The sequence below is a fragment of the Brevundimonas sp. GW821-FHT09G01 genome, assembly GCF_059416065.1.
Genome location: NZ_JBWKOL010000004.1, coordinates 133,764 through 157,412 on the forward strand (window position 1 = coordinate 133,764; position 23,649 = coordinate 157,412).

Consider the following 23,649-nt stretch of genomic DNA (forward strand, 5'->3'; position numbering starts at 1 on the left):
AGAGACGACCCGGATCGAAAGAGGCTTTTGCGAGCCTACTTCCACTCGACCTTGAGGATTTCATAGGCCTTCACGCCGCCGGGCGTGTTGACCTCGACCACGTCGCCGACCTCTTTCGAGATCATGGCGCGGGCGATCGGCGAGGCGATGGAGATCTTGCCCGCCTTCACGTCGGCTTCGTGTTCACCGACGATCTGATAGCGGCCCTCTTCCTCGGTGTCCTCGTCGACCACGGTGACCGTGGCGCCGAACTTCACCTGGCTGCCGGACAGCTTGGACACGTCGATCACCTGGGCGCGCGACAGTTTGTCCTCGATGTCGGCGATCGAGCCTTCAATCCAGCCCTGCCGTTCCTTGGCCGCGTGATACTCGGCGTTTTCGGACAGGTCACCGTGTTCGCGAGCCTCCGAAATGGCCGCGATGACGCTCGGCCTTTCGACCGACTTCAATTGCTTAAGCTGATCGTCGAGGACACGGTAGCCCTCGGCCGTCATCGGCACTTTTTCCATATGTCGTGAGTTTCTTGCTTCGCCCGACTGACAGACTACTCGGCACAGAGGTCGCTGGGCGCACGCGACCGGCCCAAGAGGGTAGGGCGCCAAGCCCAAAGGTTCAAGGGCGCGTCGCGCTCGCTGTTTTGCGGACCTGCCGGATCAGGCTCCAGGCCAGCCAGGCCACGGCCGCGAGGCCGACGACCATGAACAGGCCGGAGAGCAAAAGGACGCCCGCGGCGATGAAGGCCAGGACGAAGGCGAGGGCCGCGACGAGGGCGGCGATGATCTGGACGGTCTTCAGGCGCATGAATCGTTAACGCGGCCCGCGCCCCGGGGTTTCGCCCGCCGAGCGATCACCCACGCCTGTGTCATTTCTGTCAGGAGATCAGGCGTAGGCGTAGGGACCGCCGCGTTCCAGGGCGCGTTGATAGGCGGGGCGCGCGTGGATGCGCTCGAGGAAGGCCTTCGCCCTGGCCATCTTCGGTCCGAACGGCGCGCGAGAGCCGGCGGCCTCCAGCGGGAAGCTCATCATGATGTCGGCGGCGCTGAAGCGGTCGCCCGCGAACCATTCGCCCTTGCCCAGTTCCGCTTCCCAGTAGGCCATGTGGTTGGCGATCTGCGGGTCGATCAGGCTGGCCCCGACCTTCTTCGAAATGCCCTGGGCGATGGGGCGGATCAGCAGGGGCGAACGCTGCGGGACGACGCTGAAGATCAGCTTCAGCAGCAGGGGCGTCATGGCCGAACCCTCGGCATAGTGCAGCCAGTAGGTGTAGCGCCGGGCCTCGGGCGTGCCGGCGGGCGGCTTCAGGCCCGGGTCGGGGAAGGTCTCCAGCAGGTATTCGACGATGGCGCCCGTCTCGGCGACGATGATGTCGTCGTGCTGGATCACCGGCGACTTGCCCAATGGATGGATGGCGCGCAGCTCGGGCGGGGCAAGCCGCTGGGCGTTCCGCTCATAGCGTTTGACCTCATACTCGACGCCCAGCTCTTCCAGCAGCCACAGCACGCGCTGCGAGCGGGAGTCGTTCAGATGGTGGACGATGATCATGGCCGGGCTCCGTCAGAGGATCACTGTTGTGCGGTGTTGACGCCGCGTCCGTCCAGAGGCGAACGCACAAGATGGATGGCGTCCGGCGTAAACCCCGCCTAGCTTCACCGCATGGCCGTTTCCCGACTTCGTTCCGCCCTGAAATCCCTCAGCCTCTGGGTGATGATCGCCCTGTTGGCCGGCCTGTTCGCGGGCGCCGCGGCGCAGGCCTGGGGCCTGCCGGGCGGAGAGGGGACGGCGACGCTGATCGCCTCCATCGGGTCCCTGTGGCTCAACGCCCTGAAGATGACCATCATTCCGCTGGTCTTCAGCCTGCTGGTGACCGGCATCGCCTCCATCGCGGATGCGGCTTCGACCGGGCGGCTGGCGCTGAAGGCGCTGCTGGTGTTCGGCCTGCTGCTGCTCGGCGCGGTGACCTACGCCTTCCTCGCGTCCGAGGGGCTGCACATGCTGTGGCCCATCAGCCCGGAGGGCGCGCGCACCCTGTTGTCCAGCGCGCCGGACGCCTCGGTGGTCATCAGCAGCGCCCACGGCGGCGGCCTGCCCGCCTTCCTGGCCAGCCTGGCGCCGCCCAACGCCGTGCGCGCCGCCGCCGAGGACGCCATCCTGGGCATCGTGGTCTTCGCCATCGCCTTCGGGTTCGCCACCACCCGGCTGGAGGCCCGCCTGCGCGCGCCGCTGGTGACCTTCTTCGAGGCCCTGTCCGAGACGATGATCGTCATCGTCCACTGGGTGCTGCTGGCCGCGCCGATCGGCGTGTTCGCCCTGTCCATGGGCGTGGGTCTGAACGCCGGTCTCGGCGCGCTGGGCGTCTTGGGCCACTACGTCACCCTGGTGGTGCTGGCCCAGGTCGGGCTGATTATCCTGATCTATGTCGTGGCCGTTCCGTTCGGGCGCATCGGCCTGAGCCGGTTCGCGCGCGGTGTGGCCCCGGCCCAGGTCGTGGCCTTCTCGACCCAGTCCTCGCTGGCCAGCCTGCCGGCCATGGTCGAGCAGGCGCGCACCGCCCTGGGCGTGTCCACGGCGACGGCGGGTCTGGTCCTGCCGCTGGCGGTGGCGGTGTTCCGCATCACCAGCCCGGTCGCCAACCTGGCCGTGGTCATCTACGTCGCCCACCTGCACGGCATTCATCTGGGGCCGGCTTTGTGGATCGCGGGCGGGCTGACGGCGCTGGCGGTGTCGGTGGGTACGGTGGGCTTGCCCGGTCAGGTCAGCTTCTTCGTCTCCATCGCCCCGATCTGTCTGGCGATGGGCGTGCCGGTGCAGGTGCTGCCGCTGCTGCTGGCGGTCGAGGTCATCCCCGACATCTTCCGCACCATCGGCAACGTCACCGCCGACCTGGCCGCCGCGCGGATCGTCGAGGGCCGCGATGCGGATCTGGACCCGGAGCCGGGCGCCGGGATCTAGGCGCGGGCGCGGCGCTGATGGCGCCTGCTTCGGCGAGCCACTCAGCCCGACATCCACCAGACCCCCGCACCGACCGCCAGCAGGTGAACCAGCACCGCCGCCGCCAGGAGCGTCCGGAACGGCTCCTTGCGCGTCTTGTGGCGCAGTATCTGGCACGCCAGCCACGCCCCGATACCGCCCCACACAGCCGCCCATAACAGGCTCTGTTCGGGGACGCGGCGCCGGTGTTCGCGCGCGGCCGCCTTGTCATGCGCGAACAGGAGGAAGGCGGCGCCCTCCAGCCCGGCCAACCCGATCAGCAAGGCCGGGACCACATAGTCGGACGAGGCGGCGACGTTCAAGGCGACTCCGGTCCCCCGCGCCGCGACAGGGACGACAGCCCGAGGCCGATCAGCACGGCCAGAGCGTCGCCGAGCGCGCGGGAGCGACCGGGCCGGGGGCGTTTCCGCCGCGTTGTCTGGGGATCAACACGAGCGTTTCCTCGTTGGGGTTGCAGATCGGAGAATATTTTCAACAATACTACCTATTGTTGTTGCGTATACGTATTTGTACCTGCTTCGTGATGAGCCTTGGTTACTGCACACGCACCTTGCGTGCACAGAAGTGGGGAAACATTGATCTTCGATTAATCAATAACGGTGACATTCTGAGGTGCGTGATGGGGATCGCGTCGGGCCGCCCTATCCGCGCCTGGCGATACCCCAAGGGGAGACGCCCGATGAAGATGACCATCAAGACCCGCCTTCTGGCATGCCTCGGCGCCCTCGCCATCGGCATGACGGCGATAGGCCTCAGCGGCTGGATCTCGGCCTCGATGGTGGATGGCCGGATGCGCTCGATCATCGGTGATCGGATCGTCCCGATGCAGCAGTTGAAGGCGGCCAGCGACATGTACGCCGTCAACATCGTCGATACGGCGCACAAGGCGCGCGCGGGCGCGATCACCCCGTCCAAGGCTCTGGAGGACATCACCGCCGCCAAGGCGACCATCGCCCAGAACTGGAACGCCTACAGCGCCACGGAGATGACGCCGGAGGAGGAGACCCTGATCGCCAGCGTGACCGAGGGCCTGCCCGCCGCGAACGCCGCGGTCGCCCGGCTCGAGACCATTCTGCGATCGGGAGACGCCCCCGCGCTCGCGCAGTTCGTCGAGACCGAACTCTATCCTGCCATCGATCCCGTCAGCGCCAGCATCGGGGCCTTGGTCGATCTGCAGGTCCGAGTCGCCCGCGAGGACGGCGCGGCCGCGGCGCGGGTGTTCCAGATTTCGCTGATGATCATGGGCCTCGTCGCCCTGTTCGCGGCGGGCGTGCTGGCGGTGACCACACGCGTGATCCTGAGCCGGGTCTCGGCTCCGCTCCAGGCCATGACCGCCGCCATGCGTCGCCTCGCCGACGGCGATCACGGCATCACTGTGCCGGCGGTCGGCCAGCGCGACGAACTGGGCGAGATGGCCAACGCCGTCGTGGTCTTCCGCGACGCCGCCGTCGCCAAAATCCAGGCTGACGCCGAGGTCGTCGAGGCCAAGGCCCGGGCCGACCGCGACCAGAAGGCCGCCAGCGAGGCGGCGATCGCCCAGCAGCAGGCGCTGGTGGTGCAGTCGTTCGGCGTCGCGCTGGAGAAACTGGCCCAGGGCGATCTGACCTACAGCGTCACGGACGACCTGCCGGTCGAGTATGAAAAGCTTCGGTCGGACTTCAACGCCGCCATGGGTGCGCTGAAGGACACTATGGCCGTTGTCGTCACCAACGTCTCGGCCATCCGCTCGGGCTCGGGCGAGATCAGCCACGCGGCCGACGACCTGTCGCGCCGCACCGAGCAGCAGGCCGCCAGCCTCGAGGAAACCGCCGCCGCGCTGGATCAGATCACCGCCACCGTCAACAAGACCGCCTCGGGCGCCCGTCAGGCTTCCAGCGTGGTCCAGGGCGCGCGCGGTGACGCCGAGACCTCGGGCATCGTGGTTCGCGACGCCGTCGAGGCCATGAGCGCCATCGAACGATCGGCCCAGCAGATCAGCCAGATCATCGGCGTCATCGACGAGATCGCCTTCCAGACCAACCTGCTGGCCCTGAACGCCGGGGTCGAGGCGGCCCGCGCCGGCGACGCCGGCCGCGGCTTCGCGGTCGTCGCCTCCGAAGTCCGGGCCCTGGCCCAGCGCTCGGCCGAAGCGGCCAAGGAGATCAAGACCCTGATCTCGGCCTCGACCAGCCAGGTCGACACCGGGGTGAAACTGGTCGGCCAGACCGGCGAGGCCCTGCAGCGCATCGTCGGCCGCGTCGCCGAGATCGACGGCCTGGTGTCCGAAATCGCGGCCTCGGCCAACGAACAGGCCACCGGCCTTCAGCAGGTCAACACCGCCGTCAACCAGATGGATCAGGTCACCCAGCAGAACGCCGCCATGGTCGAGCAGTCGACCGCCGCCAGCCACTCGCTGACGCAGGAGGCCGAGGGCCTGGCCTCGTCCGTCGCCCGCTTCCGCATTGGCGACGCGGCCCCGGCCACGGCCCGCGCCCCGGCGCCGGGTCCGGCGGCCCGTCCTGTTCCGGCCCTGAAAATCATCGGCCGCGGCGGCGCCGCCCGCCGGTCCGAACCGGTCGCCGCCGCCGACGGCTGGGAGGAGTTCTAGGGCACGGACTCAATCCCGCTCGTCCCGGCTTTCGCCCCCGCCATCCTGACAGGAGAGGCTGGGAGTCAGGCGTAGTCCTGGATCGGGCGGACATCCAGTTCGCCCGCCTTGATCGCCCCGATCGCCTGGGCGGCGGCCAGGGCCCCCGCGGCGGTGGTGTAGTAGGGGATCTTCATCATCAGCGCGGTGCGGCGCAGGCTGAAGCTGTCCTGCAGCGACTGCTTGCCCGAGGTGGTGTTGAAGACCAGCTGGACCTCGCCGTTCTTCATCGCATCAACGATGTGCGGACGGCCTTCCAGCACCTTCTTGACCAGCCCGACCTCAAGGCCTTCGCCGACGAGGTAGGCGTGGGTGCCCTCGGTGGCGATCAGGGTGAAGCCTTCGGCGAGCAGGGTCTTGGCGGCGTCGAGGATGAAGGGCTTGTCCTCGTCCTTGACCGAGATGAAGGCGCAGCCCGCGGCCGGCAGGGTGGTGCCGCCGCCCAGCTGGGACTTGGCGAAGGCGCGGGCGAAGGCGGGGGCCATGTCGGCCTCGCCGTCGCGCTTCCAGTCCAGGCCCATGACCTCGCCGGTCGAGCGCATTTCCGGGCCCAGGATGATGTCGACCCCGGCGAAGCGGGCGAACGGGAAGACCGCTTCCTTGACCGCGATATGATCGTACGGCTTGTCGGCCAGGCCGAAGGACTTCAGCGGCACGCCGGCCATGACCTTGGCGGCGATGGCGGCGATCGGCTGGCCGATGGTCTTGGCCACGAAGGGCGCCGTGCGGCTGGCGCGCGGGTTCACTTCCAGCACGAAGATGCGCGGGGTTTCGCTGTGCGGCTCCTCGATGGCGAACTGGACGTTCATCAGGCCGCGCACCTTCAGCGCCCGGGCCATGGCCTCGGTCTGCCGCTTGAGCTCGGCGACGATGGCCGGCGACAGCGAATAGGGCGGCATCGAACAGGCGCTGTCGCCCGAGTGGACGCCGGCTTCCTCGATATGCTCCAGCACGCCCGCCACGAAGACGGTCTCGTCATCGCACAGGGCGTCCACGTCCACCTCGGTGGCGCGGTTCAGATAGTGGTCGATCAGCACCGGATCGTCGCCCGAGACGCGCATGGCCTCATGGACGTAGCGGTCCAGCTGCTCGCGGTCGTGGACGATCATCATGCCGCGTCCGCCCAGCACGTAGGAGGGGCGCAGGACGACCGGATAACCAACCTCTTCCGCCTTCTGCGCGGCTTCCTCGGCGCTGCGGGCCAGGCCGTTGGGCGGCTGCTTCAGGCCGATGTCGTTGAGCATCTTCTGGAAGCGCTCGCGGTCCTCGGCCAGGTCGATGGAATCCACCGTGGTGCCCAGGATCGGCACGCCGTCCTCCTGCAGCGCATGGGCCAGCTTCAACGGGGTCTGGCCGCCGAACTGGACGACGACGCCGATCAGTTCGCCCTTCGAGCGCTCGACGTCGATCAGCTCCAGAACGTCCTCTTCGGTCAGAGGCTCGAAATAGAGGCGGTCGGAGGTGTCGTAGTCGGTCGAGACGGTCTCGGGGTTGCAGTTGACCATGATCGACTCGACGCCGATGTCGTCGAAGGCGAAGGCCGCGTGGCAGCAGCAGTAGTCGAACTCGATCCCCTGGCCGATCCGGTTGGGACCGCCGCCCAGGATGATGGCCTTCTGCTTGTCCGACGGCGCGGCTTCGCACTCGGGGACCTGGCCCAGGGCGCCCGTCTCATAGGTCGAATACATATAGGCCGTGGCCGAGGCGAACTCGGCGGCGCAGGTGTCGATGCGCTTGAAGACCGGGCGCACGTCCAGCGCGCGGCGGGCCTTGCGGACGGCCTTCTCGGTCGAACCGGTCAGCTGGCCCAGACGGGCGTCGGAGAAGCCCTTGGCCTTCAGCCTGCGGAAGTCGGTCGCGGTGGTCGGCAGGCCCTGCACGACGACATGACCCTCGGTGCGGACGATGTCGGCGATCTGGCGCAGGAACCAGGGCTCGTAGGAACAGGCGGCGTTGACCTCTTCCACGGTCAGGCCGTGGCGGAAGGCCTGGGCGATGACCCGGATGCGGTCGGGCGTCGGCTGGCCCAGCGCCCGGATGACGGCGGCGCGCGCCGAAGCGTCGTCCTCGACATCCGCCACGCCTTCGATCTCGATCTCGTTGAAGCCGGTCAGGCCGGTCTCGAGGCCGCGCAGGGCCTTCTGCATCGATTCCTGGAAGGTCCGGCCGATGGCCATGACCTCGCCCACCGACTTCATCGAAGTGCCCAGCAGGGGCTCGGAGCCCGGGTATTTCTCGAAGGCGAACCGCGGGATCTTGGTGACGACATAGTCGATGCTCGGCTCGAACGAGGCGGGCGTGACCTTGGTGATGTCGTTCTGCAGTTCGTCCAGCGTGTAGCCGACGGCCAGGCGTGCGGCGACCTTGGCGATCGGGAAGCCGGTGGCCTTGGAGGCCAGGGCGGAAGACCGCGACACGCGCGGGTTCATCTCGATGACGACCATGCGGCCGTCGGCCGGATTGATGGCCCACTGCACGTTCGATCCGCCGGTCTCGACGCCGATCTCGCGCAGGACGTTGATCGAGCCCGTGCGCATGCGCTGGTACTCTTTGTCGGTCAGGGTCAGGGCGGGCGCCACGGTGATCGAGTCGCCCGTGTGCACGCCCATCGGGTCGATGTTCTCGATCGAGCAGATGATGATGCAGTTGTCCGCCGTGTCGCGGACGACCTCCATCTCGTACTCCTTCCAGCCCAGCACCGACTCCTCGATCAGCACCTCGGTGGTGGGCGACAGGTCGAGGCCGCGCAGGACGATCTCCTCGAACTCCTCGCGGTTAAAGGCGATGCCGCCGCCGGTGCCGGCCAGGGTGAAGGACGGGCGGATGACGGCGGGCAGGCCGACGAACTCCAGCCCCTCCAGCGCCTCTTCCATCGAGTGGGCGGCCTTGGAGCGGGGGCTTTCGAGGCCCAGCTTGTCCATGGCGTCGCGGAACTTCTGACGGTCCTCGGCCTTGTCGATGACCTCGGCCTTGGCCCCGATCATTTCGACGCCGTATTTCGCCAGCGCGCCGGACTCTTCCAGCGCCAGCGCCGTGTTCAGCGCGGTCTGGCCGCCCATGGTCGGCAGCAGGGCGTCGGGCCGTTCCTTGGCGATGATCTTCTCGACGATCTCGGGCGTGATCGGCTCGATATAGGTGGCGTCGGCGACCTCCGGGTCGGTCATGATCGTGGCGGGGTTGGAGTTGACCAGGATCACCCGGTACCCCTCAGCCTTCAGCGCCTTGCAGGCCTGCACGCCGGAATAGTCGAACTCGCACGCCTGACCGATCACGATCGGGCCCGCGCCGATGATCAGGATGGACTGGATGTCTGTGCGTTTGGGCATGGCCTGAGGCTCTTCTTCTTTGGATCGTCAGTTCGTCACGACCGCGCACTCCCAGCCGTCGTAGTCGAGCTGGAAGGCCGCGGCCCAGGATTGCATCATGGAGGAAACGGGCGCGAACGACGTCTCGTCCACCGGGATCGTCGTTTCCAGAACGGTCATGTCGTCCTGCCCCCGGGTCACGAAGCCGGCGCGCCGCGCCACCTCGTTCAGGTCGTCGTGGTCGCCCTCGCCGTAGAAGTAGAACAGCGTGTGCCGGGGCGTGACGCCGTTGTCGCCCTGGGCCGCCAGGGCCGCGCGCACGGCGGCGTCGCGTTCGTCATGGCTGGCGTCGGAGGCGGACACGGGCGGGGGAGGCTCCTTGCGCGCGCGAACCCGACGCGGCTTGCGCCGGCGCGGTTTCGTTCGGGTTGTCGGTTAAGCGGCCCGTCTAGAGAAGGGGGGCGTCGGCGGCAAGGCGAAAAGACACCCCGGCGCCGACCGGTCCTCAAGCTATCCGGGGGCGTTCCCACGGGGTGTGTCGCTGATGTGACAAATCATTGCCGGAATTCCCTCCCAAGACGAACACACTCGAGGCGAAGGGAACAAGTTCCCGCCGCTTTGGGTTGCCCAACGGACGTTCGCGGGGGGAGTTTCTGCGCGCGTCCAAATCTTTGCGTCACCAGTCTGGCCCTAGTCGGCCGCATTTCATCGGGGTTCTGAAATCATGTCATTCCGTAATCGCCTCCGCGATTCCTCCGCGCTGACAGGCGGCCTTCTCGCCGCCGCGCTGCTTGCTACGCCCGCCTTCGCCCAGGATGCGGGCGGTCAACAGCCCGCTCCGCAGGATGAAGCGACTGAAATCGGGGAGGTGGTCGTCACGGGATCGCGCATTCCGCGTCCGAACCTTGAACAACCCACGCCGGTCGCCACGGTTTCCCAGGAAGCGATCCAGACGTCGGGTACCCAGGATCTGGGCCAGATCCTGGCGGAACTTCCGGCGCTGAGCGCGAACTCCACCGTTCGCGCGAACTCCGACAGCTTCGGCGACTCGGGCGGCCTGAACTTCCCGAACCTGCGGGACCTGGGCGCCGCGCGGACCCTGACCCTGGTGGACGGCAAGCGTCACGTCGGCGGCGACGCGGGCAACGCCGCGGTCGATCTGAACTCGATTCCGGCCGCGCTGGTCGAGCGTGTCGAAGTGATCACCGGCGGCGCATCGGCCATCTACGGCTCGGACGCCGTGTCCGGCGTGGTCAACATCCTCCTGAAGAACGACTTCGACGGCGGCGAGATGACCGCCCAGGTCGGGGGCGTTCCCGACGGCGGCGGCCGCACCTGGTCCCTGAACGGCGTGTACGGCCGCAACTTCCTGGACAATCGCGCCAACGCGACCGTCAGCCTGTTCTACGATCACTCTGACCGGGTCATGGCCAGCGAGGTCGATGCGCTGCGCGACTACGGCTCGATCATCAACCCGCTGAACACCGGGCCGAACGACGGCATCCCCGACCGGATCCTGGTGCCGAACGTGCTCACCGATTACCTCGACGAGAACGGCGTCATCATCGACGCCAATACGTTCGAGATCATCACCGCGCTGCGCAACAACGGGTCGCCCGTTCCGCAACAGCCGCGCATCGGTGAAAACAGCTTCGCCTTCGGCCAGTTCGGCGACTGCGAGACCTGCACCTCGCTGGAGGACTATGTCACGCTGGTGCCCCGGACCAATCGGTACGGGACCGACGTCCGGCTTCGCTATGACTTCTCTCCCAATGTGACGGGCTATCTGGACGCCAAGTTCGTCCGGTCCGAGATCCAGGACTCCGTCCAGCCGTCCTTCACGTTCGGCGACTACCTGATCCAGCCCGACAATGCGTTCATCACCCCGGAGCTGGCCGCCGTCATCGCCGGCCGCGACATCACCTTCGGCCGCTTCAACGCGGACATGGGCTCGCGGGTGAACAATATCTCGCGTGAGACCTATCGTGTCGTGACCGGCCTGCGCGGCACGTTCGAGACCGGTTTCGCCGACTTCGACTGGGACCTGTCGTACAACTACGGTGAGACCCAGAACCGGTTCGACGCCACGGGCGGCATGATCCCCGGTAACTACGCCGCGGCGATCGACGCGATCCGTCTGCCGACCGGCGAGGTCGTCTGCCGCAACATGACGCCTGGTCCCGACCAGACCTCGGAACCCTGCGTGGCGTTCAACCCGTTCGGCCGCCAGAACTCCCAGGCCGCCATCGACTACGTGACCTACGAGGCGACTCGGAACCACACCATCACCCAAGAGGTGGTGACCGGCCTGTTCAACTTCGACACCTCGAAATTCTTCAACCTGCAGGGCGGCCCGATCGCCTTCGCCGGCGGCTTCGAGTATCGCAAGGAGACGAGCGAGAACATCAACGACCCCTTCATCAAGTCGGGGTTGGCCGACAGCGCCGCGCAGCCTGACGCCTATGGCGAGTTCGACGTCACTGAGGTGTTCGGCGAGTTCAACCTCCCGCTGCTGGCGGATCTGCCGTTCGCCTATCGCCTGTCGATCGACGGCGCCTACCGCTACGCGGACTACTCGACGGTCGGTGGAGCGGAAGCCTGGAAAGTCGGCGCGGTCTATGCGCCGGCTCGCGATGTGATGTTCCGCGGAACCTATTCGCGCGCCGTTCGGGCCCCGAACATCACCGAGGCCTTCCTGCCGACGACGGCGGGCTTCTTCTCGGTGAGCGATCCCTGCGACGTCAACAACATCAACGCCGATCCGGATCGGGCGGCCAACTGTGCGGCCGACGGTCTCCCGGGCGGCTTCAACTCCAACACCAACGCGTCGATCGACGGCACGTCCAGCGGCAACCCGAACCTCGATCCGGAAGAAGCCGAAAGCTTCACCTACGGCGTCGTCCTGCAGCCGCGCTGGATCCAGGGTCTGACCTTCACGGCCGACTACTATGACATCAAGATCGACAAGGCGATCGCGTCGATCGGGGCCCAGGACATCATCAACAACTGCTACGACGCCACGGGCGGCCTGGACGCGAACTTCTGCTCGCTGTTCACCCGCGGCGCCGACAACAACATCGACTTCGTTGAGACGACCTTCATCAACGCGGCGATGCTGACCACCAAGGGCTGGGATTTCGAGCTGACCTATCAGCGCGACCTGGACGCCCTGGCGATGGATCACCCGCGGTTGTTCGGCGGACTGCGCGGCCGGCTCTCCGGCAGCCTGAGCGCCAACTATCTGAAGGAGCTGGACTTCTTCGCGTTTGCTGATCGTCCTGACGAAATCGACGTCGAGAAGGGCGAAATCGGCAACCCCGAATGGTCCTACAAGTCCCGCCTGACCTGGGACGGCGGCGGCCTGGCCGTGACCTGGGAAACCCGGTTCGAGGACGAGGTGGCCCGCTTCGACGTCACGCCGAAGCCGGGCGTGAACTCCGCCGAGGCGATCTACCCGAACTATGTGCCGAGCCAAGTCTATCACGACATCATCGTGCGCTACCGCATCGACGGCGGCTTCGGTGGAGCCGACAACGTCGAGCTGTTCGTCGGGGTGAACAACATCACCGACGAGCAGATGCCCTACGGCCTGACCGGCAACGGCACGGCCTCGACCTACGAGCTGTTCGGCCGCTCGGTCTTCGGCGGCGTCCGCGCCCGCTTCTAAGGTCTAGCGCGGAACGGAACGAAGGGGCGGCGTCGATGACGCCGCCCCTTTTTCGCGCCTGCTCGACTGTGGGCGTCAGGCCCGGGCGGCGATCCAGTCCGGAAGGGCGCTGATCGACTCCAGCGCGCCGTACCGGGCATGGCCCTCTGGCGCTTCGGCCAGCTCGTGCGCCCAGGTGATAGCGTAGGGGATATGGACCGCGAAGGCGCCGGCCTCGAGCGCGGGCAGGACGTCGGACTTCATGGAGTTGCCGGCCATGACCGCCTCCTCCGCGCCGGTCCCGTGACGAGCGAAGACGCGCTGATAGGTTCCGCTATCCTTCTCCGACACGATCTCGACTGCGGCGAACAGGTCGCCCAGGCCGGAGGCCGCGACCTTGCGCTCCTGATCCATCAGGTCGCCCTTGGTGATCAGGACGAGGCGGTATTTTTCCGACAGGGCGGCCAGGGCCTCATCGACGCCGGGCAGGGTCTCGACCGGGTGAGCCAGCATCTCGCGGCCCGCCGCCAGGATCTCGCGCACCACGACCGGAGGCGCTTCTCCGCCGGTCAGTTCCATGGCCGTTTCGATCATCGACAGGGTAAACCCCTTAACCCCGTATCCGTAGAGGCGCAGGTTGCGCCGCTCGACCTCGGCCAGGCGGCCCTCGATCAGGTCGCGGTCGCCGTGATCGGCCAGAAGGGCGACGAACCGGTCGTGGGTGAGCCGGAAGATCGTCTCGTTGTGCCAAAGGGTGTCGTCGGCATCGAGGCCGATAGTGGTGATGCTCATGTCGCGTTCCCTGAACCGGATTCGCGCGCCCGTCGAGCGGGGCGCTGGGCGGTTAATGGTCAATGCGGTCTTGACCACATTCGTCAGGGATATGTTCGCAAACCCGGTTCAGCCTCAACCCCGAGGCAGATCCCGGGGGGCCGCGCAAACGGAGCCGGTCATGGGAAATGAAGCGGGGCGGATCGGTCCGCCCGAGACCACGGCATGGGGTGATGAGGACCTCCCGCCGCAGACGACGCCGGAGCGGCGCGCCTACGCGCCGCCCGAGGACGATCGGCCGGACGCGATCCAGCCCATCGGGCGGCGGTCGTACGCCGCGCCGTACGAGAGCCTGACCTTCACCATGGTCACGCGGGCGCGTCGCGAGCTGACCGTGACCCTGGCCGCCCAGCCGGTGTTCGACCTGGTCCGTTCACTGCCGGTCAGCCGACGCATTCGCCGCACCATCCGCCATCGGGGCGGGGAACGGGCGCTGACGGGACTGAACCGCCGCACCCTGGAGGCGACCGACCTGCAGAGGATCGACCTGCAGACCCTGCGTCACGGACTGGACATGCTGCGCCTCGGCCAGAACGACAGCGGCGTGCTGCCGGTGTTCTGGCGGACCGTGGCGACCAGCCGCGGCCGCTTCTCGCTGCTGTGCTCCGAGATGCAGCACGAGAACACGCCGGGGACCCTGCTGGTCGAGGTGATGGGCGGGCTGGAAAGCGCGCCCGTCGAGGCGATCCAGTCGGCCATCGGCCATTTCGAGACCGACGCCCAGGGGGTGATCCTGCACGTGGCCCCCGACATCGCGGCGGTGCGGCGGCTGGCCGGGACCCCCGGCCGCTGCCTGTCGATCGACTTCGCCGGGGTCAGTCACGAGACCGCGCGGGACTGGCGGGATGCGGCCGCCCTGATCGGGGTCGGCCGTCAGGTCTGCGGCCAGGTCATGCTGCTGAACCTGAGGCCCGACCGCGGCCTGGCCGCGCAGACCGCCGGCGCGACCCACGCGGTCTTCGCCGGCATGGACGCCGTCACCGTCTGATCCCCTAGAGCCTGATCGGCTGATACGGAATCGCTTCGCGATCCGGGCGATGCCGTGAATCAGGCTCCAGAATTATGCTGGAGCGAAATCTGAGCTGAGATGGACTGCGTCCAGCTCAACCGATTTCGCTCTAGCCGCCGTTCAGGGCGTCGCGCAGGAAGCGCAGGACGCGGGGCCAGCCGTCGGCCCGTGCAGCGACCAGGCCGGGCAGGGTGCCGCCCAGGGCGAGCGCGCGCTCCAGCCCCGGCGCATCGGCGGCGACCGGGGCGCCGAAGACGGCGTGGCCGGCGTCCGGATAGGTCAGGTTGACGACCGGGTGGCGGAAGCCGTGGGCCTGCAGCCGTTGCTCCACGCGCCGGGCCATCTCCGCCGAGGGCCACAGGCCGTCGGCCTGGCCGGAGATCATCAGCACCGGGCCGTTGATCGCCTCGACCGGGATTTCCGCCTCGGCGGAGGCCGTCGCCAGGCTGTCGTTGTACAGGTTGAACACCCCGGTGAAGCCGTTGGACATGTTGTAGGGAAGGTAGGCGAGCGGCTGGCCGCCGGCGGTCCAGGACGAGCCGACGGCGGCGCCGGTCTGATCGATGCCGGCCCAGACGACGTGGGAGGGCACGCCGGCGACGACGGCGCGGATCTCCGGATTGCGGCTGGCGGTCAGCAGGGCCAGTTCACCGCCCTTGGACACGCCCATGATCGCGATCGGGCCGTGGATTTCCGGTCGGGCCTTGAGCCAGGCGAGGGCGCGGTCGACCGGCTCGATGGGAATCTCGTTCAGGACCGGCTTCTGGCCCGGCTCGCCGAAATAGGAGACGGCGATGGCGGCGAAGCCCGCGTCGGAAAGGCGGCGGGCCAGGCCACGTCCGCCGCGCAGCCCGCCCTCCGAACCGCCCAGAACGATGACGGCGCCCGCGGAGGCCTCCGTTCCGGGCGCGGGAGCGAAGTATTCGGCGACGAGGCCCTCTTCGCGAATGATCACATCGGCGGCCCGGGCGGCGGGCGCCGCGACGGTGGGGGCGGGCGTCTGTGCGGTCGCCGGAGCGGTCAGGACGAAGGCGCCCAGCAGCAGGGCGGCGACGGCGGCGGGAAGGCTGGCGGACAGGGCGAAGGACATCGGGATCTCCATTTATCAAGTACTTTATGATGCAAAGTAAATGGAGGGTCAATGAGACTCGCAAACCCTCGTCGTCCGACACCTGTTGACGCCGCGGCCTGAGCGGATGCACCTCTGCGGCATGAGCCACGTCGAACACTCCATCCCGCTGCCCGAGGACCCGCTCTCGGACCGGCACAAGCTGGGCTGGGGGCTGGCCGCGCTGGTGGTGGCTGGGAACATGATCGGCTCGGGTCTGTACCTGCTGCCCGTCAGCCTGGCCTCGACCGGCAGCTCCAGCCTGATCGGCTGGCTGGTGGCGGCCGTGGGCGCGGCGACGCTGGCGCTGGTGTTCGGGGCCCTGGGCCGGGTCGCGCCGAAGGCCGACGGCCTGTCGGGCTTCGCCGAGCTGGGGCTGGGCCGGTTCGCGGGCTTTCAGGTCTCGCTGGCCTTCTGGATGGCCTGCCTGATCGGCAATGTCGCGGTGGCCGTGGCCGCCACGGGCTATCTGGGTTTCTTCTGGCCGATGCTGAAGAACCCGGTCGCGGCGACATTGTGCAATCTGGGCCTGATCTGGATCGCGACCCTGGCCTACATCATCGGCGCCCGCACGGCCTCGTGGCTGGCGGCCGTGGCGCTGGTGGTGGGTCTGATTCCCATCGGCATCGCCGTCGCGGCGGGCGTCGCCGCCTTCGATCCCGCGGTTTTCGCGGCCTCATGGAGCCCGTCCGGCGAGCCGTTGCTGAAGACCGTGCCCGCCTCGCTGGCCATCATCTTCTGGGCCTATCTGGGCGTGGAAAGCGCCGCGGCCCTGTCCCACCGGGTGCGTCATCCAGCCGTCGACGTGCGGCGCGCTTCGGTCGCCGGCGCCCTTCTGGCCACGCTGGTCTATGTCAGCGCAACGGTCGCCGTGTTCGGCGTGATTCCCGTGGCCCAGCTGGCCCATTCGACCAGTCCCTACGCCGACCTGGCCGGGCGGGTGTTCGGCGCTTCGATCGCCGGAATCGTCGCGGTCTGCGCGATCACCAAGACCCTGGGCACCATCGGCGGCTGGACGATGATGGGCGGCGAGACGGCGCGCGCCGCGGCGCAGCAGGGCTATCTGCCCTCGGGCTTCGGCTCGCCGACCAGGACGCCGATCGTCACCCCTCTGCTGGGCGCGGCCTTCATGAGCGTGATCGCCATCCTGTCGGGCCAGCCGACGCTGGGTAAGCAGTTCGGCATGCTGGTGGGCGTCACCTCAGTCCTGAGCCTGACCATCTACGCCGTCTGCGCGCTGTCGCTGTTCCGGTTGGCGAAGACGCCCGGCGCGCGTTCCATCGCCGTTCTGGGCATGGTGTTCGCCGTCGCCGCCGTGGCCGCCGCGGCCCCTGGATACATCCTGCCGACGGCGGGTTTTGTCGCCCTGATGACCGCCGCATGGTTCGTGTTTCTGAGAAAGTCCGGATCGCGCGTTGACCCTGAGGGTCAGGGGGCCTAACCACCCCGCCGTTTGTTCGCCGGATTACGGCCTTACGGAGCGCGCCATGACCCAGACCCTTCTTCCCGGAGTCACAGGCGTTCTGGCGCTGGCTGACGGCACGATCTTCCAAGGCGTCGGCTGCGGCGCGACCGGCTCGGCGCTGGGCGAGGTGGTCTTCAACACCGCCATGACCGGCTATCAGGAAATCCTGACCGACCCGTCCTACATGAGCCAGATCCTGGCCTTCACCTTCCCCCACGTCGGCAACGTCGGGGTGAACGTCGAGGACATCGAGCAGATCGGCGGCGGCTCGGACACCTCGGCCAAGGGCGCGATCTTCCGCGACGTCCCGACGGATCCGGCCAACTACCGCGCCGAAAGCGATTTCGACGGCTGGATGAAGCGCCGCGGCGTCGTCGGCCTGGCCGGCGTCGACACCCGCGCCCTGACCGCCCGCATCCGCGACACCGGCGCGCCGCATGCCGTGATCGCCCACGATCCGGACGGAAACTTCGATCTCGACGCCCTGGTCGCCGAGGCCAAGGCCTGGACCGGCTTGGTCGGCCTGGACCTGGCCAAGCCCGCCTCGACCCTGCAGGCGTTCGAATGGGACGAGGGGCTGTGGGAATGGCCGGAAGGCCATCCGCGGGTCGACGCCGCCGACAAGACGGTGGTGGTCATCGACTACGGCGTGAAGCGCAACATCCTGCGGGCGCTGGCCTCGACCGGCGCGAAGATCACCGTGGTCCCGGCCACGACGACGGCGGAAGAGGTCCTGGCCCGCAATCCGGACGGCGTCGTTCTGTCGAACGGTCCGGGCGATCCGGCCGCGACGGGCGTGTACGCGGTGCCGGAGATCAAGAAGCTGGTCGACAGCGGCAAGCCGGTGTTCGGCATCTGCCTGGGCCACCAGATGCTGGCGCTGGCGCTGGGCGCCAAGACGGTGAAGATGGATCAAGGCCACCACGGCGCAAACCATCCGGTGAAGGATCTGACGACCGGCAAGGTCGAGATCGTGTCGATGAACCACGGCTTCACCGTCGACCGCGACAGCCTGCCGGAGGCGGTCGAAGAGACCCACGTCAGCCTGTTCGACGGCACCAACTGCGGCATCGCCCTGAAGAACCGTCCGGTGTTCAGCGTCCAGCACCACCCGGAAGCCTCGCCGGGACCGACCGACAGCCTCTATCTGTTCCAGCGCTTCGCGGATTCGATGAAAGCGTAGGAGGGGATCTCCCTCCCCTCCTGGGGAGGGTGGACCGCGCAGCGGGACGGGTGGGGAACCGAGCGCTCTGATACGAACCCCACCCTGTCGCCGCTGATGCGACGACATCCCTCCCCACGAGGGCGAGGGAGAGTTTCGTCACTCCAGTCCGAACCGAACGGCGACGCTGACCAGGGCGTCCTCGCCGTCGTGCGAGCGAAGCAGCACCGAGACGTAGCGGACTTGTCCCAGCGGGCGGCCCGAGGCGGCGGCGATGGTCTCGGCCTGGGCGCGGGCGCGGACGATGGCGTCGGCGGTGGCGGCGTTCCACACGGCCTCACCCGGATCGCGGGCCGTATCCAGCCCCATCAGCGACAGGAAGGGCTGCATCTGGCCCAGGTTCATGCCGTTTAGGCTGTCGTCCAGATCGGTCACCCCGGCGTCCACCAGCGCGTCGACGAAGGCGGGCAGGCGGGTTTCGTTGGGGCGGACGATCTTGACCTGGACCGAGGCGGTGACGGTGCGGGCAGGGGGCGCCTCTTCAGCCGCGTCGCCCGCGGCGTCCACAGCGACAGCCGCTTCGGCGGCGGCCTCGGCCACGGCGGCGGCGTCCATGGCCCCGGCGTAGGCGGAGGCCTCGGTCCAATCGGTCCCCTCGGAGATGGAATAGGTCGTGGTCCCGACCTCGATGGCGACGTCGAAATTGTTGGCGGCCGAGCGGACCCGGTCCAGCTGGGCGTTGCGGTCGGCGACGGCTTCGGCGGCGGTCTTGCCCTCGCCCTTGATGGTCAGGGTCATCGGCAGGGCGCCGGCGTCCGGCAGGGGCGCGCGACCCTGGGCGGTGACGAAGACGCCCGGCCCGCCGGCCATAGACTCCGCCATGCTCTGGCCGAACTGGTCGACGGCGGCGGCGACAGGCCCCGCGATGTCCTGGGCGGCGACAGGCGTGGCGATCAGGACGGCGGCGACGGCGGCGATGACGGTCTTCATGGCTGGTTCCCCCTCAGCGTTGCCGGAGAGAACACCGGCGCGGCGACGGCGCCTAGCCCTGGCAGCGAGGCGAGACGCGACGCCGCAGGTCAGGGCAGGGGGAGGAAGCCGGCGGCTTCCCGCAGGGCGCAGGCCTTGCGTACGGCGACCGGTGCGGCGTGCAGCCAGTAGTCGGCGTCCTCGGGACGGTTGTTCCGGCGTCTCTCGAGCCCGCGCATCCGCCGGAGCGCGGCGTTCTGCAGCAATCGGGCATGCAGGGCGCGCGGCGAGGCGGAGGGGATGGCGGGGGAACCGGGGACGGCGACGGCGTCGGGGCCTTCGGGCTCCACCGCCGGGCGGGCGATGGCTATGAACATGGGCGGCTTTCAATCCGGGCGGCCCCGCAGCGTCCGCTGCGAAACCGTCAGGTCCCGTCCCGTTTCTGGGACGGTTGCGTGGTTAATCCACAAGGCCTGTGGATTGTTCCAGAAAATTGTGCTTTGAATCAGCCTCTTAGCGTCGCCATTTTGCCTTCTTGGTTAACGAAAGGTAAATCGCCCCGTTTGGCTGAGTCGCGCGCTATAAGGTGACCGTGCGCTTTGACGAACGCTTCATCGAGGAACTGAAGGCCCGCCTTCGCCCGTCCGACATCATCGGACGGTCGGTGAAGCTCAAGCGTCAGGGGCGCGAGTATGTGGGCCTCAGCCCCTTCTCAAAGGAGAAGTCGCCGTCCTTCTTCGTCAATGACGACAAGGGCTTCTTCCACGATTTCAGCTCGGGCAAGCATGGCGACGTCATCAGCTTCCTGCAGGAGACCGAGCGGCTCAGCTTCGTCGAGGCCGTACAGCGGCTGGCGGCGGAAGCCGGGATGCAGCTGCCCGCCGAGGACCCGCAGGCCGCCGAGCGCGAGCAGAAGCGGCAGGGCCTGAACGACTGGATGGACCTGGCCCAGAAATGGTTCGCGGCCAATCTGCGCCGTTCGACCGGCAAGGCGGCGCGCGAATATCTGGAGAAGCGCGGCCTGCCCGAGGACCAGTGGGAGCGCTTCGGCCTCGGCTATGCGCCGAACGACCGTGAGGGGCTGAAGCAGGCCCTGGTCCAGCGCGGCGCCAAGCCGGGCGATCTGGTCGAGGCCGGGATGCTGATCTCGCCGGAAGGGGGGGGCACGCCCTATGACCGGTTCCGCGACCGGCTGATGTTCCCCATCCTCGACGCCCGCGGGCGGATCGTTAGCTTCGGCGGTCGGGCGATGAATCCCGACGACCGGGCCAAATATCTGAACGGTCCCGAGAGCCCGCTCTTCCACAAGGGCGCGACCCTGTACGGCCTGCCCGAGGCGCGCCGCATCCTGGGCGCGGAGTCCCGGGGCGAGCAGGGCATCGTCGTGGTCGAGGGCTATATGGACGTGATCGCCTGCCAGCGGGCGGGCATCCCGGCCGTGGCGCCGATGGGCACGGCCCTGACCGAAGAACAGATGGAGCGGTTGTGGCGCGTGTCGGCCGAGCCGGTGCTGTGCTTCGACGGCGACGCGGCGGGACGGCGGGCGGCCTATCGCGCCATCGACCGGGCCCTGCCGCAGCTGAAGCCCGGCCGCTCGTTCCGCTTCGCCCTGCTGGAAGGCGGCCAGGATCCGGACGACATCCTGCGCGACCGCGGCGCCCCGGCGCTGCGGCAGGCGCTGGCGACGACCAAGCCCTTCGCCGAGGTGCTGTTCCAGAAAGAGGCCGAGGCCGAGCCGCTGGACTCGCCTGAGCGCCGCGCGGGCTTCAAGGGCCGGCTGCGCCAGCAGGCGTCGGCCATCCAGGACAAGGATCTGGCCGAACAGTACCGCCGGGACATGTTCGAGCGGTTCGACGCCGCCTTCCCCTCGCGCCGCCCGCCGCAGGGCCAGCAGGGCGGGCAGGGTTACGGGCAGGGGGGCTATGGAAAGGGCCGTTTCGGCGGCCCGCCGCCCAAGCTGGGCCAGACGGTGGAGGGCGCTCAGGCCATGCAGTCGCTGAGCCGCGCCATCGAGCCGGTGGCCGCCGCCCTGGCCCACGGCGCCATCGACGACCCCGAACGGATGGACGACCACCTGGAGGCGATCGCCTCCCACGGTTTCGGCGATCCGTCGCTGGATGGACTGGCGCAGGAGATGGTCCGGTTGCGCTTCTCGGGTCAGGACCTTGACTCTGCGGCGCTCCGTCGCCATCTGGCGCAATCGGGTCATGACGTCTTAATGCGTGAGGTCGAGAAGGCGGCGGCAAAGTCCGGCGCGCCTTTCCTGGCTGCAGACAAGCCCCTCGGCGAGACGAGGATCCGATGGTCGCAGGCGTTTGACGCGTTAACCCGTGTCGCCGCCTTGGAAGACGCCCTGTCTTCGGCGCGTAGCGTGCCGGGGCAGGACGAGGCGTTTCGCCGGCTGAAGGCCGAGCGGGATGCGCTGCGTCGTGCGATCAAGACTGGAGAAATTTGGGAAGACAGCGCGAGTTCGTAACCAAACGACCTCGCTACACGTTGTATTGGCGGCGGGCCTGATCAGCCCTCCCCGCGGAGAAGAGACTGAATGAGCGCCCAGACCGAGACGCAGGAAGCCGAAGTTCAGAGCGACGGCCCGCTGCTCGACCTTACCGACGCCGGCGTCAAGAAATTCATCAAGCAAGCCAAGGCCAAGGGCTATGTGACGATGGAGGAGCTGAACAAGGTCCTCCCGTCCGAAGAGGTGACCCCCGACGCGATCGAGGACACCCTGGCCATGCTCAGCGAGATGGGCGTGAACGTCGTCGAGGCTGAGGAAGACGCAGAGCAGAAGGAAGGCGAGGGCGGCGAAGTCGCCGAGCGCGCCGAGACGAACGTCGCCGAGACGCCGGCCAAGGCCGCCTATGACCGCACCGACGACCCCGTGCGCATGTATCTGCGCGAGATGGGTTCGGTCGAACTGCTGAGCCGCGAGGGCGAAATCGCCATCGCCAAGCGGATCGAGGCCGGCCGCGACGCCATGATCTCGGGTCTGTGCGAAAGCGCCCTGACGTTCGAGGCCATCATGGTGTGGCGCGACGAACTGGCGAACAACCGCATCCTGCTGCGCGAGGTCATCGACCTGGACGCCACCTACGGCGTGCTGAATCCCTCGTCCCTGCCGCACAACCAGCCGCCGGCTGGCGAGGCCGTTGAGGAAGAGGTCGAGGAAAAGGCCGAAGGGGAAGAGAAACCCGAGTCTGACGACGACGACGAGGATTTCGACGACGGCGGCGGCATGTCGATCTCGGCGCTGGAAGCCGAGCTGCGCGACGGCGTCATGGAAGTGCTGGACGCCATCGCGTCGGACTTCGGCGGCTTCCGCAAGCTGCAGGACAAGCTGGTCGAGGCCCGTCTGAAGGGCGAGATCCTGACAGCCAAGGACCAGAAGGCCTACGACACCCTGACGGCGACCATCTCGGGCCGCCTGAAGACGATGAAGCTGAACAACAACCGCATCGAGGCGCTGGTTGAGCAGCTGTACGCGATCAACAAGCGGCTGATGGGGCTGGAAGGTCGCCTGCTGCGCCTGGCCGACAGCTACGGCATCTCGCGTCCCGAGTTCCTGAAGGCCTACTTCACCAAGGAACTGGATCCGAACTGGGCCGAGAACGTCAAGGAAATGGGCGTCCGCTGGACCAAGTTCAGCGACAATGAATCCGGCCAGATCGCCCAGATCCGCGCCGACGTCGCCGCCGTGGCGACCGAGGCCGGCCTGCCGATCGACGACTACCGCCGCATCGTCCAGACGGTCCAGAAGGGCGAGCGCGAAGCCCGTCAGGCCAAGAAGGAAATGGTCGAGGCCAACCTGCGCCTCGTGATCTCCATCGCCAAGAAGTACACCAACCGCGGCCTGCAGTTCCTGGACCTGATCCAGGAGGGCAACATCGGTCTGATGAAGGCCGTCGACAAGTTCGAGTACCGCCGCGGCTACAAGTTCTCGACCTACGCCACCTGGTGGATCCGTCAGGCGATCACCCGCTCGATCGCCGACCAGGCGCGGACCATCCGTATCCCGGTGCATATGATCGAGACGATCAACAAGATCGTCCGCACATCGCGCCAGATGCTGCACGAGATCGGCCGCGAGCCGACCCCGGAAGAACTGGCCGAAAAGCTGGCCATGCCGCTGGAGAAGGTCCGCAAGGTCCTGAAGATCGCCAAGGAGCCGATCTCGCTGGAGACCCCCATCGGCGACGAGGAAGACTCGCACCTGGGCGACTTCATCGAGGACAAGAACGCCGTCCTGCCGATCGACGCCGCCATCCAGTCGAACCTGCGCGAAACCACGACCCGTGTCCTGGCCTCGCTGACCCCGCGTGAGGAACGCGTCCTGCGGATGCGCTTCGGCATCGGTATGAACACCGACCACACTCTGGAAGAGGTCGGCCAGCAGTTCAGCGTGACCCGCGAGCGGATCCGCCAGATCGAGGCCAAGGCGCTGCGCAAGCTGAAGCACCCGAGCCGGTCGCGGAAGCTGCGGTCCTTCCTGGACAGCTGAGATTGACGAAGGGGCGGTTCGAAAGAGCCGCCCCTTTTTCTG

The 23,649-nt window shown here is 67.8% G+C and carries 18 protein-coding genes; 8 read left to right on the forward strand and 10 right to left on the reverse strand.

What is annotated here, in order from left to right; translation table 11 throughout:
- Positions 1 to 35: 35 nt before the first annotated feature.
- The 3 genes from greA to AC07NB_RS09835 form a co-directional block, all read right to left on the reverse strand.
- Positions 36 to 509, reverse strand: coding sequence for a transcription elongation factor GreA (gene greA / locus AC07NB_RS09825; protein WP_291832211.1), 474 nt, complete (start codon positions 507 to 509; stop codon positions 36 to 38).
- A gap of 103 nt (positions 510 to 612) precedes the next feature.
- Complete coding sequence (locus AC07NB_RS09830) at positions 613 to 801, reverse strand: hypothetical protein (protein ID WP_291832212.1); 189 nt, start codon at positions 799 to 801, stop codon at positions 613 to 615.
- 78 nt (positions 802 to 879) lie between these two features.
- Positions 880 to 1,542, reverse strand: coding sequence for a glutathione S-transferase family protein (locus AC07NB_RS09835; protein ID WP_291832213.1), 663 nt, complete (start codon positions 1,540 to 1,542; stop codon positions 880 to 882).
- A gap of 111 nt (positions 1,543 to 1,653) precedes the next feature.
- On the opposite strand from AC07NB_RS09835, the gene AC07NB_RS09840 reads away from it, so the two are divergent.
- The gene (locus AC07NB_RS09840; protein WP_291832214.1) at positions 1,654 to 2,949 is read left to right on the forward strand and encodes a dicarboxylate/amino acid:cation symporter; all 1,296 of its coding nucleotides are present in this window, start codon (positions 1,654 to 1,656) and stop codon (positions 2,947 to 2,949) included.
- Between the two features lie 41 nt (positions 2,950 to 2,990).
- Here AC07NB_RS09840 and AC07NB_RS09845 read toward each other — a convergent pair whose 3' ends face one another.
- Entirely contained in the window at positions 2,991 to 3,290 is a 300-nt protein-coding gene (locus AC07NB_RS09845; RefSeq protein ID WP_494570725.1) for a DUF1294 domain-containing protein, read from the reverse strand.
- A gap of 377 nt (positions 3,291 to 3,667) precedes the next feature.
- On the opposite strand from AC07NB_RS09845, the gene AC07NB_RS09850 reads away from it, so the two are divergent.
- Positions 3,668 to 5,575 (forward strand): methyl-accepting chemotaxis protein, encoded by a 1,908-nt coding sequence (locus tag AC07NB_RS09850; protein ID WP_492312390.1) that lies wholly within the window; start codon positions 3,668 to 3,670, stop codon positions 5,573 to 5,575.
- A 65-nt stretch (positions 5,576 to 5,640) separates the two neighbouring features.
- Here the strand turns inward: AC07NB_RS09850 and carB are convergent, their stop codons facing one another.
- A complete protein-coding gene (gene carB / locus AC07NB_RS09855) occupies positions 5,641 to 8,940 on the reverse strand; it encodes a carbamoyl-phosphate synthase large subunit (protein WP_494570726.1) in 3,300 nt (1,099 codons plus the stop codon).
- Positions 8,941 to 8,967: 27 nt separating this feature from the next.
- Entirely contained in the window at positions 8,968 to 9,282 is a 315-nt protein-coding gene (locus tag AC07NB_RS09860) for a hypothetical protein (RefSeq protein WP_291838124.1), read from the reverse strand.
- 361 nt (positions 9,283 to 9,643) lie between these two features.
- On the opposite strand from AC07NB_RS09860, the gene AC07NB_RS09865 reads away from it, so the two are divergent.
- Complete coding sequence (locus tag AC07NB_RS09865; protein ID WP_291838121.1) at positions 9,644 to 12,586, forward strand: TonB-dependent receptor domain-containing protein; 2,943 nt, start codon at positions 9,644 to 9,646, stop codon at positions 12,584 to 12,586.
- A gap of 75 nt (positions 12,587 to 12,661) precedes the next feature.
- Here AC07NB_RS09865 and AC07NB_RS09870 read toward each other — a convergent pair whose 3' ends face one another.
- Positions 12,662 to 13,357 carry an HAD family hydrolase gene (locus AC07NB_RS09870; RefSeq protein WP_492312392.1) on the reverse strand — a complete coding sequence of 232 codons (696 nt, stop codon included), beginning with the start codon at positions 13,355 to 13,357 and terminating at the stop codon, positions 12,662 to 12,664.
- A 160-nt stretch (positions 13,358 to 13,517) separates the two neighbouring features.
- On the opposite strand from AC07NB_RS09870, the gene AC07NB_RS09875 reads away from it, so the two are divergent.
- Complete coding sequence (locus AC07NB_RS09875) at positions 13,518 to 14,384, forward strand: hypothetical protein (protein WP_291838115.1); 867 nt, start codon at positions 13,518 to 13,520, stop codon at positions 14,382 to 14,384.
- Between the two features lie 130 nt (positions 14,385 to 14,514).
- Here AC07NB_RS09875 and AC07NB_RS09880 read toward each other — a convergent pair whose 3' ends face one another.
- Positions 14,515 to 15,495 carry an acyl-CoA thioester hydrolase/BAAT C-terminal domain-containing protein gene (locus tag AC07NB_RS09880; protein WP_494570727.1) on the reverse strand — a complete coding sequence of 327 codons (981 nt, stop codon included), beginning with the start codon at positions 15,493 to 15,495 and terminating at the stop codon, positions 14,515 to 14,517.
- A 121-nt stretch (positions 15,496 to 15,616) separates the two neighbouring features.
- On the opposite strand from AC07NB_RS09880, the gene AC07NB_RS09885 reads away from it, so the two are divergent.
- Both AC07NB_RS09885 and carA read left to right on the forward strand, forming a co-directional pair.
- Positions 15,617 to 16,954 (forward strand): amino acid permease, encoded by a 1,338-nt coding sequence (locus AC07NB_RS09885; protein ID WP_492312394.1) that lies wholly within the window; start codon positions 15,617 to 15,619, stop codon positions 16,952 to 16,954.
- Positions 16,955 to 17,000: 46 nt separating this feature from the next.
- The gene (gene carA / locus AC07NB_RS09890) at positions 17,001 to 18,161 is read left to right on the forward strand and encodes a glutamine-hydrolyzing carbamoyl-phosphate synthase small subunit (protein ID WP_494570728.1); all 1,161 of its coding nucleotides are present in this window, start codon (positions 17,001 to 17,003) and stop codon (positions 18,159 to 18,161) included.
- A gap of 138 nt (positions 18,162 to 18,299) precedes the next feature.
- Here the strand turns inward: carA and AC07NB_RS09895 are convergent, their stop codons facing one another.
- The gene (locus AC07NB_RS09895; protein ID WP_494570729.1) at positions 18,300 to 19,130 is read right to left on the reverse strand and encodes an SIMPL domain-containing protein; all 831 of its coding nucleotides are present in this window, start codon (positions 19,128 to 19,130) and stop codon (positions 18,300 to 18,302) included.
- An 89-nt stretch (positions 19,131 to 19,219) separates the two neighbouring features.
- Entirely contained in the window at positions 19,220 to 19,486 is a 267-nt protein-coding gene (locus tag AC07NB_RS09900) for a hypothetical protein (RefSeq protein ID WP_291836629.1), read from the reverse strand.
- Between the two features lie 215 nt (positions 19,487 to 19,701).
- On the opposite strand from AC07NB_RS09900, the gene dnaG reads away from it, so the two are divergent.
- Both dnaG and rpoD read left to right on the forward strand, forming a co-directional pair.
- Positions 19,702 to 21,585, forward strand: coding sequence for a DNA primase (gene dnaG / locus AC07NB_RS09905; protein WP_494570730.1), 1,884 nt, complete (start codon positions 19,702 to 19,704; stop codon positions 21,583 to 21,585).
- 69 nt (positions 21,586 to 21,654) lie between these two features.
- Positions 21,655 to 23,607 (forward strand): RNA polymerase sigma factor RpoD, encoded by a 1,953-nt coding sequence (gene rpoD, locus AC07NB_RS09910; protein ID WP_291836624.1) that lies wholly within the window; start codon positions 21,655 to 21,657, stop codon positions 23,605 to 23,607.
- Positions 23,608 to 23,649 lie beyond the last annotated feature (42 nt).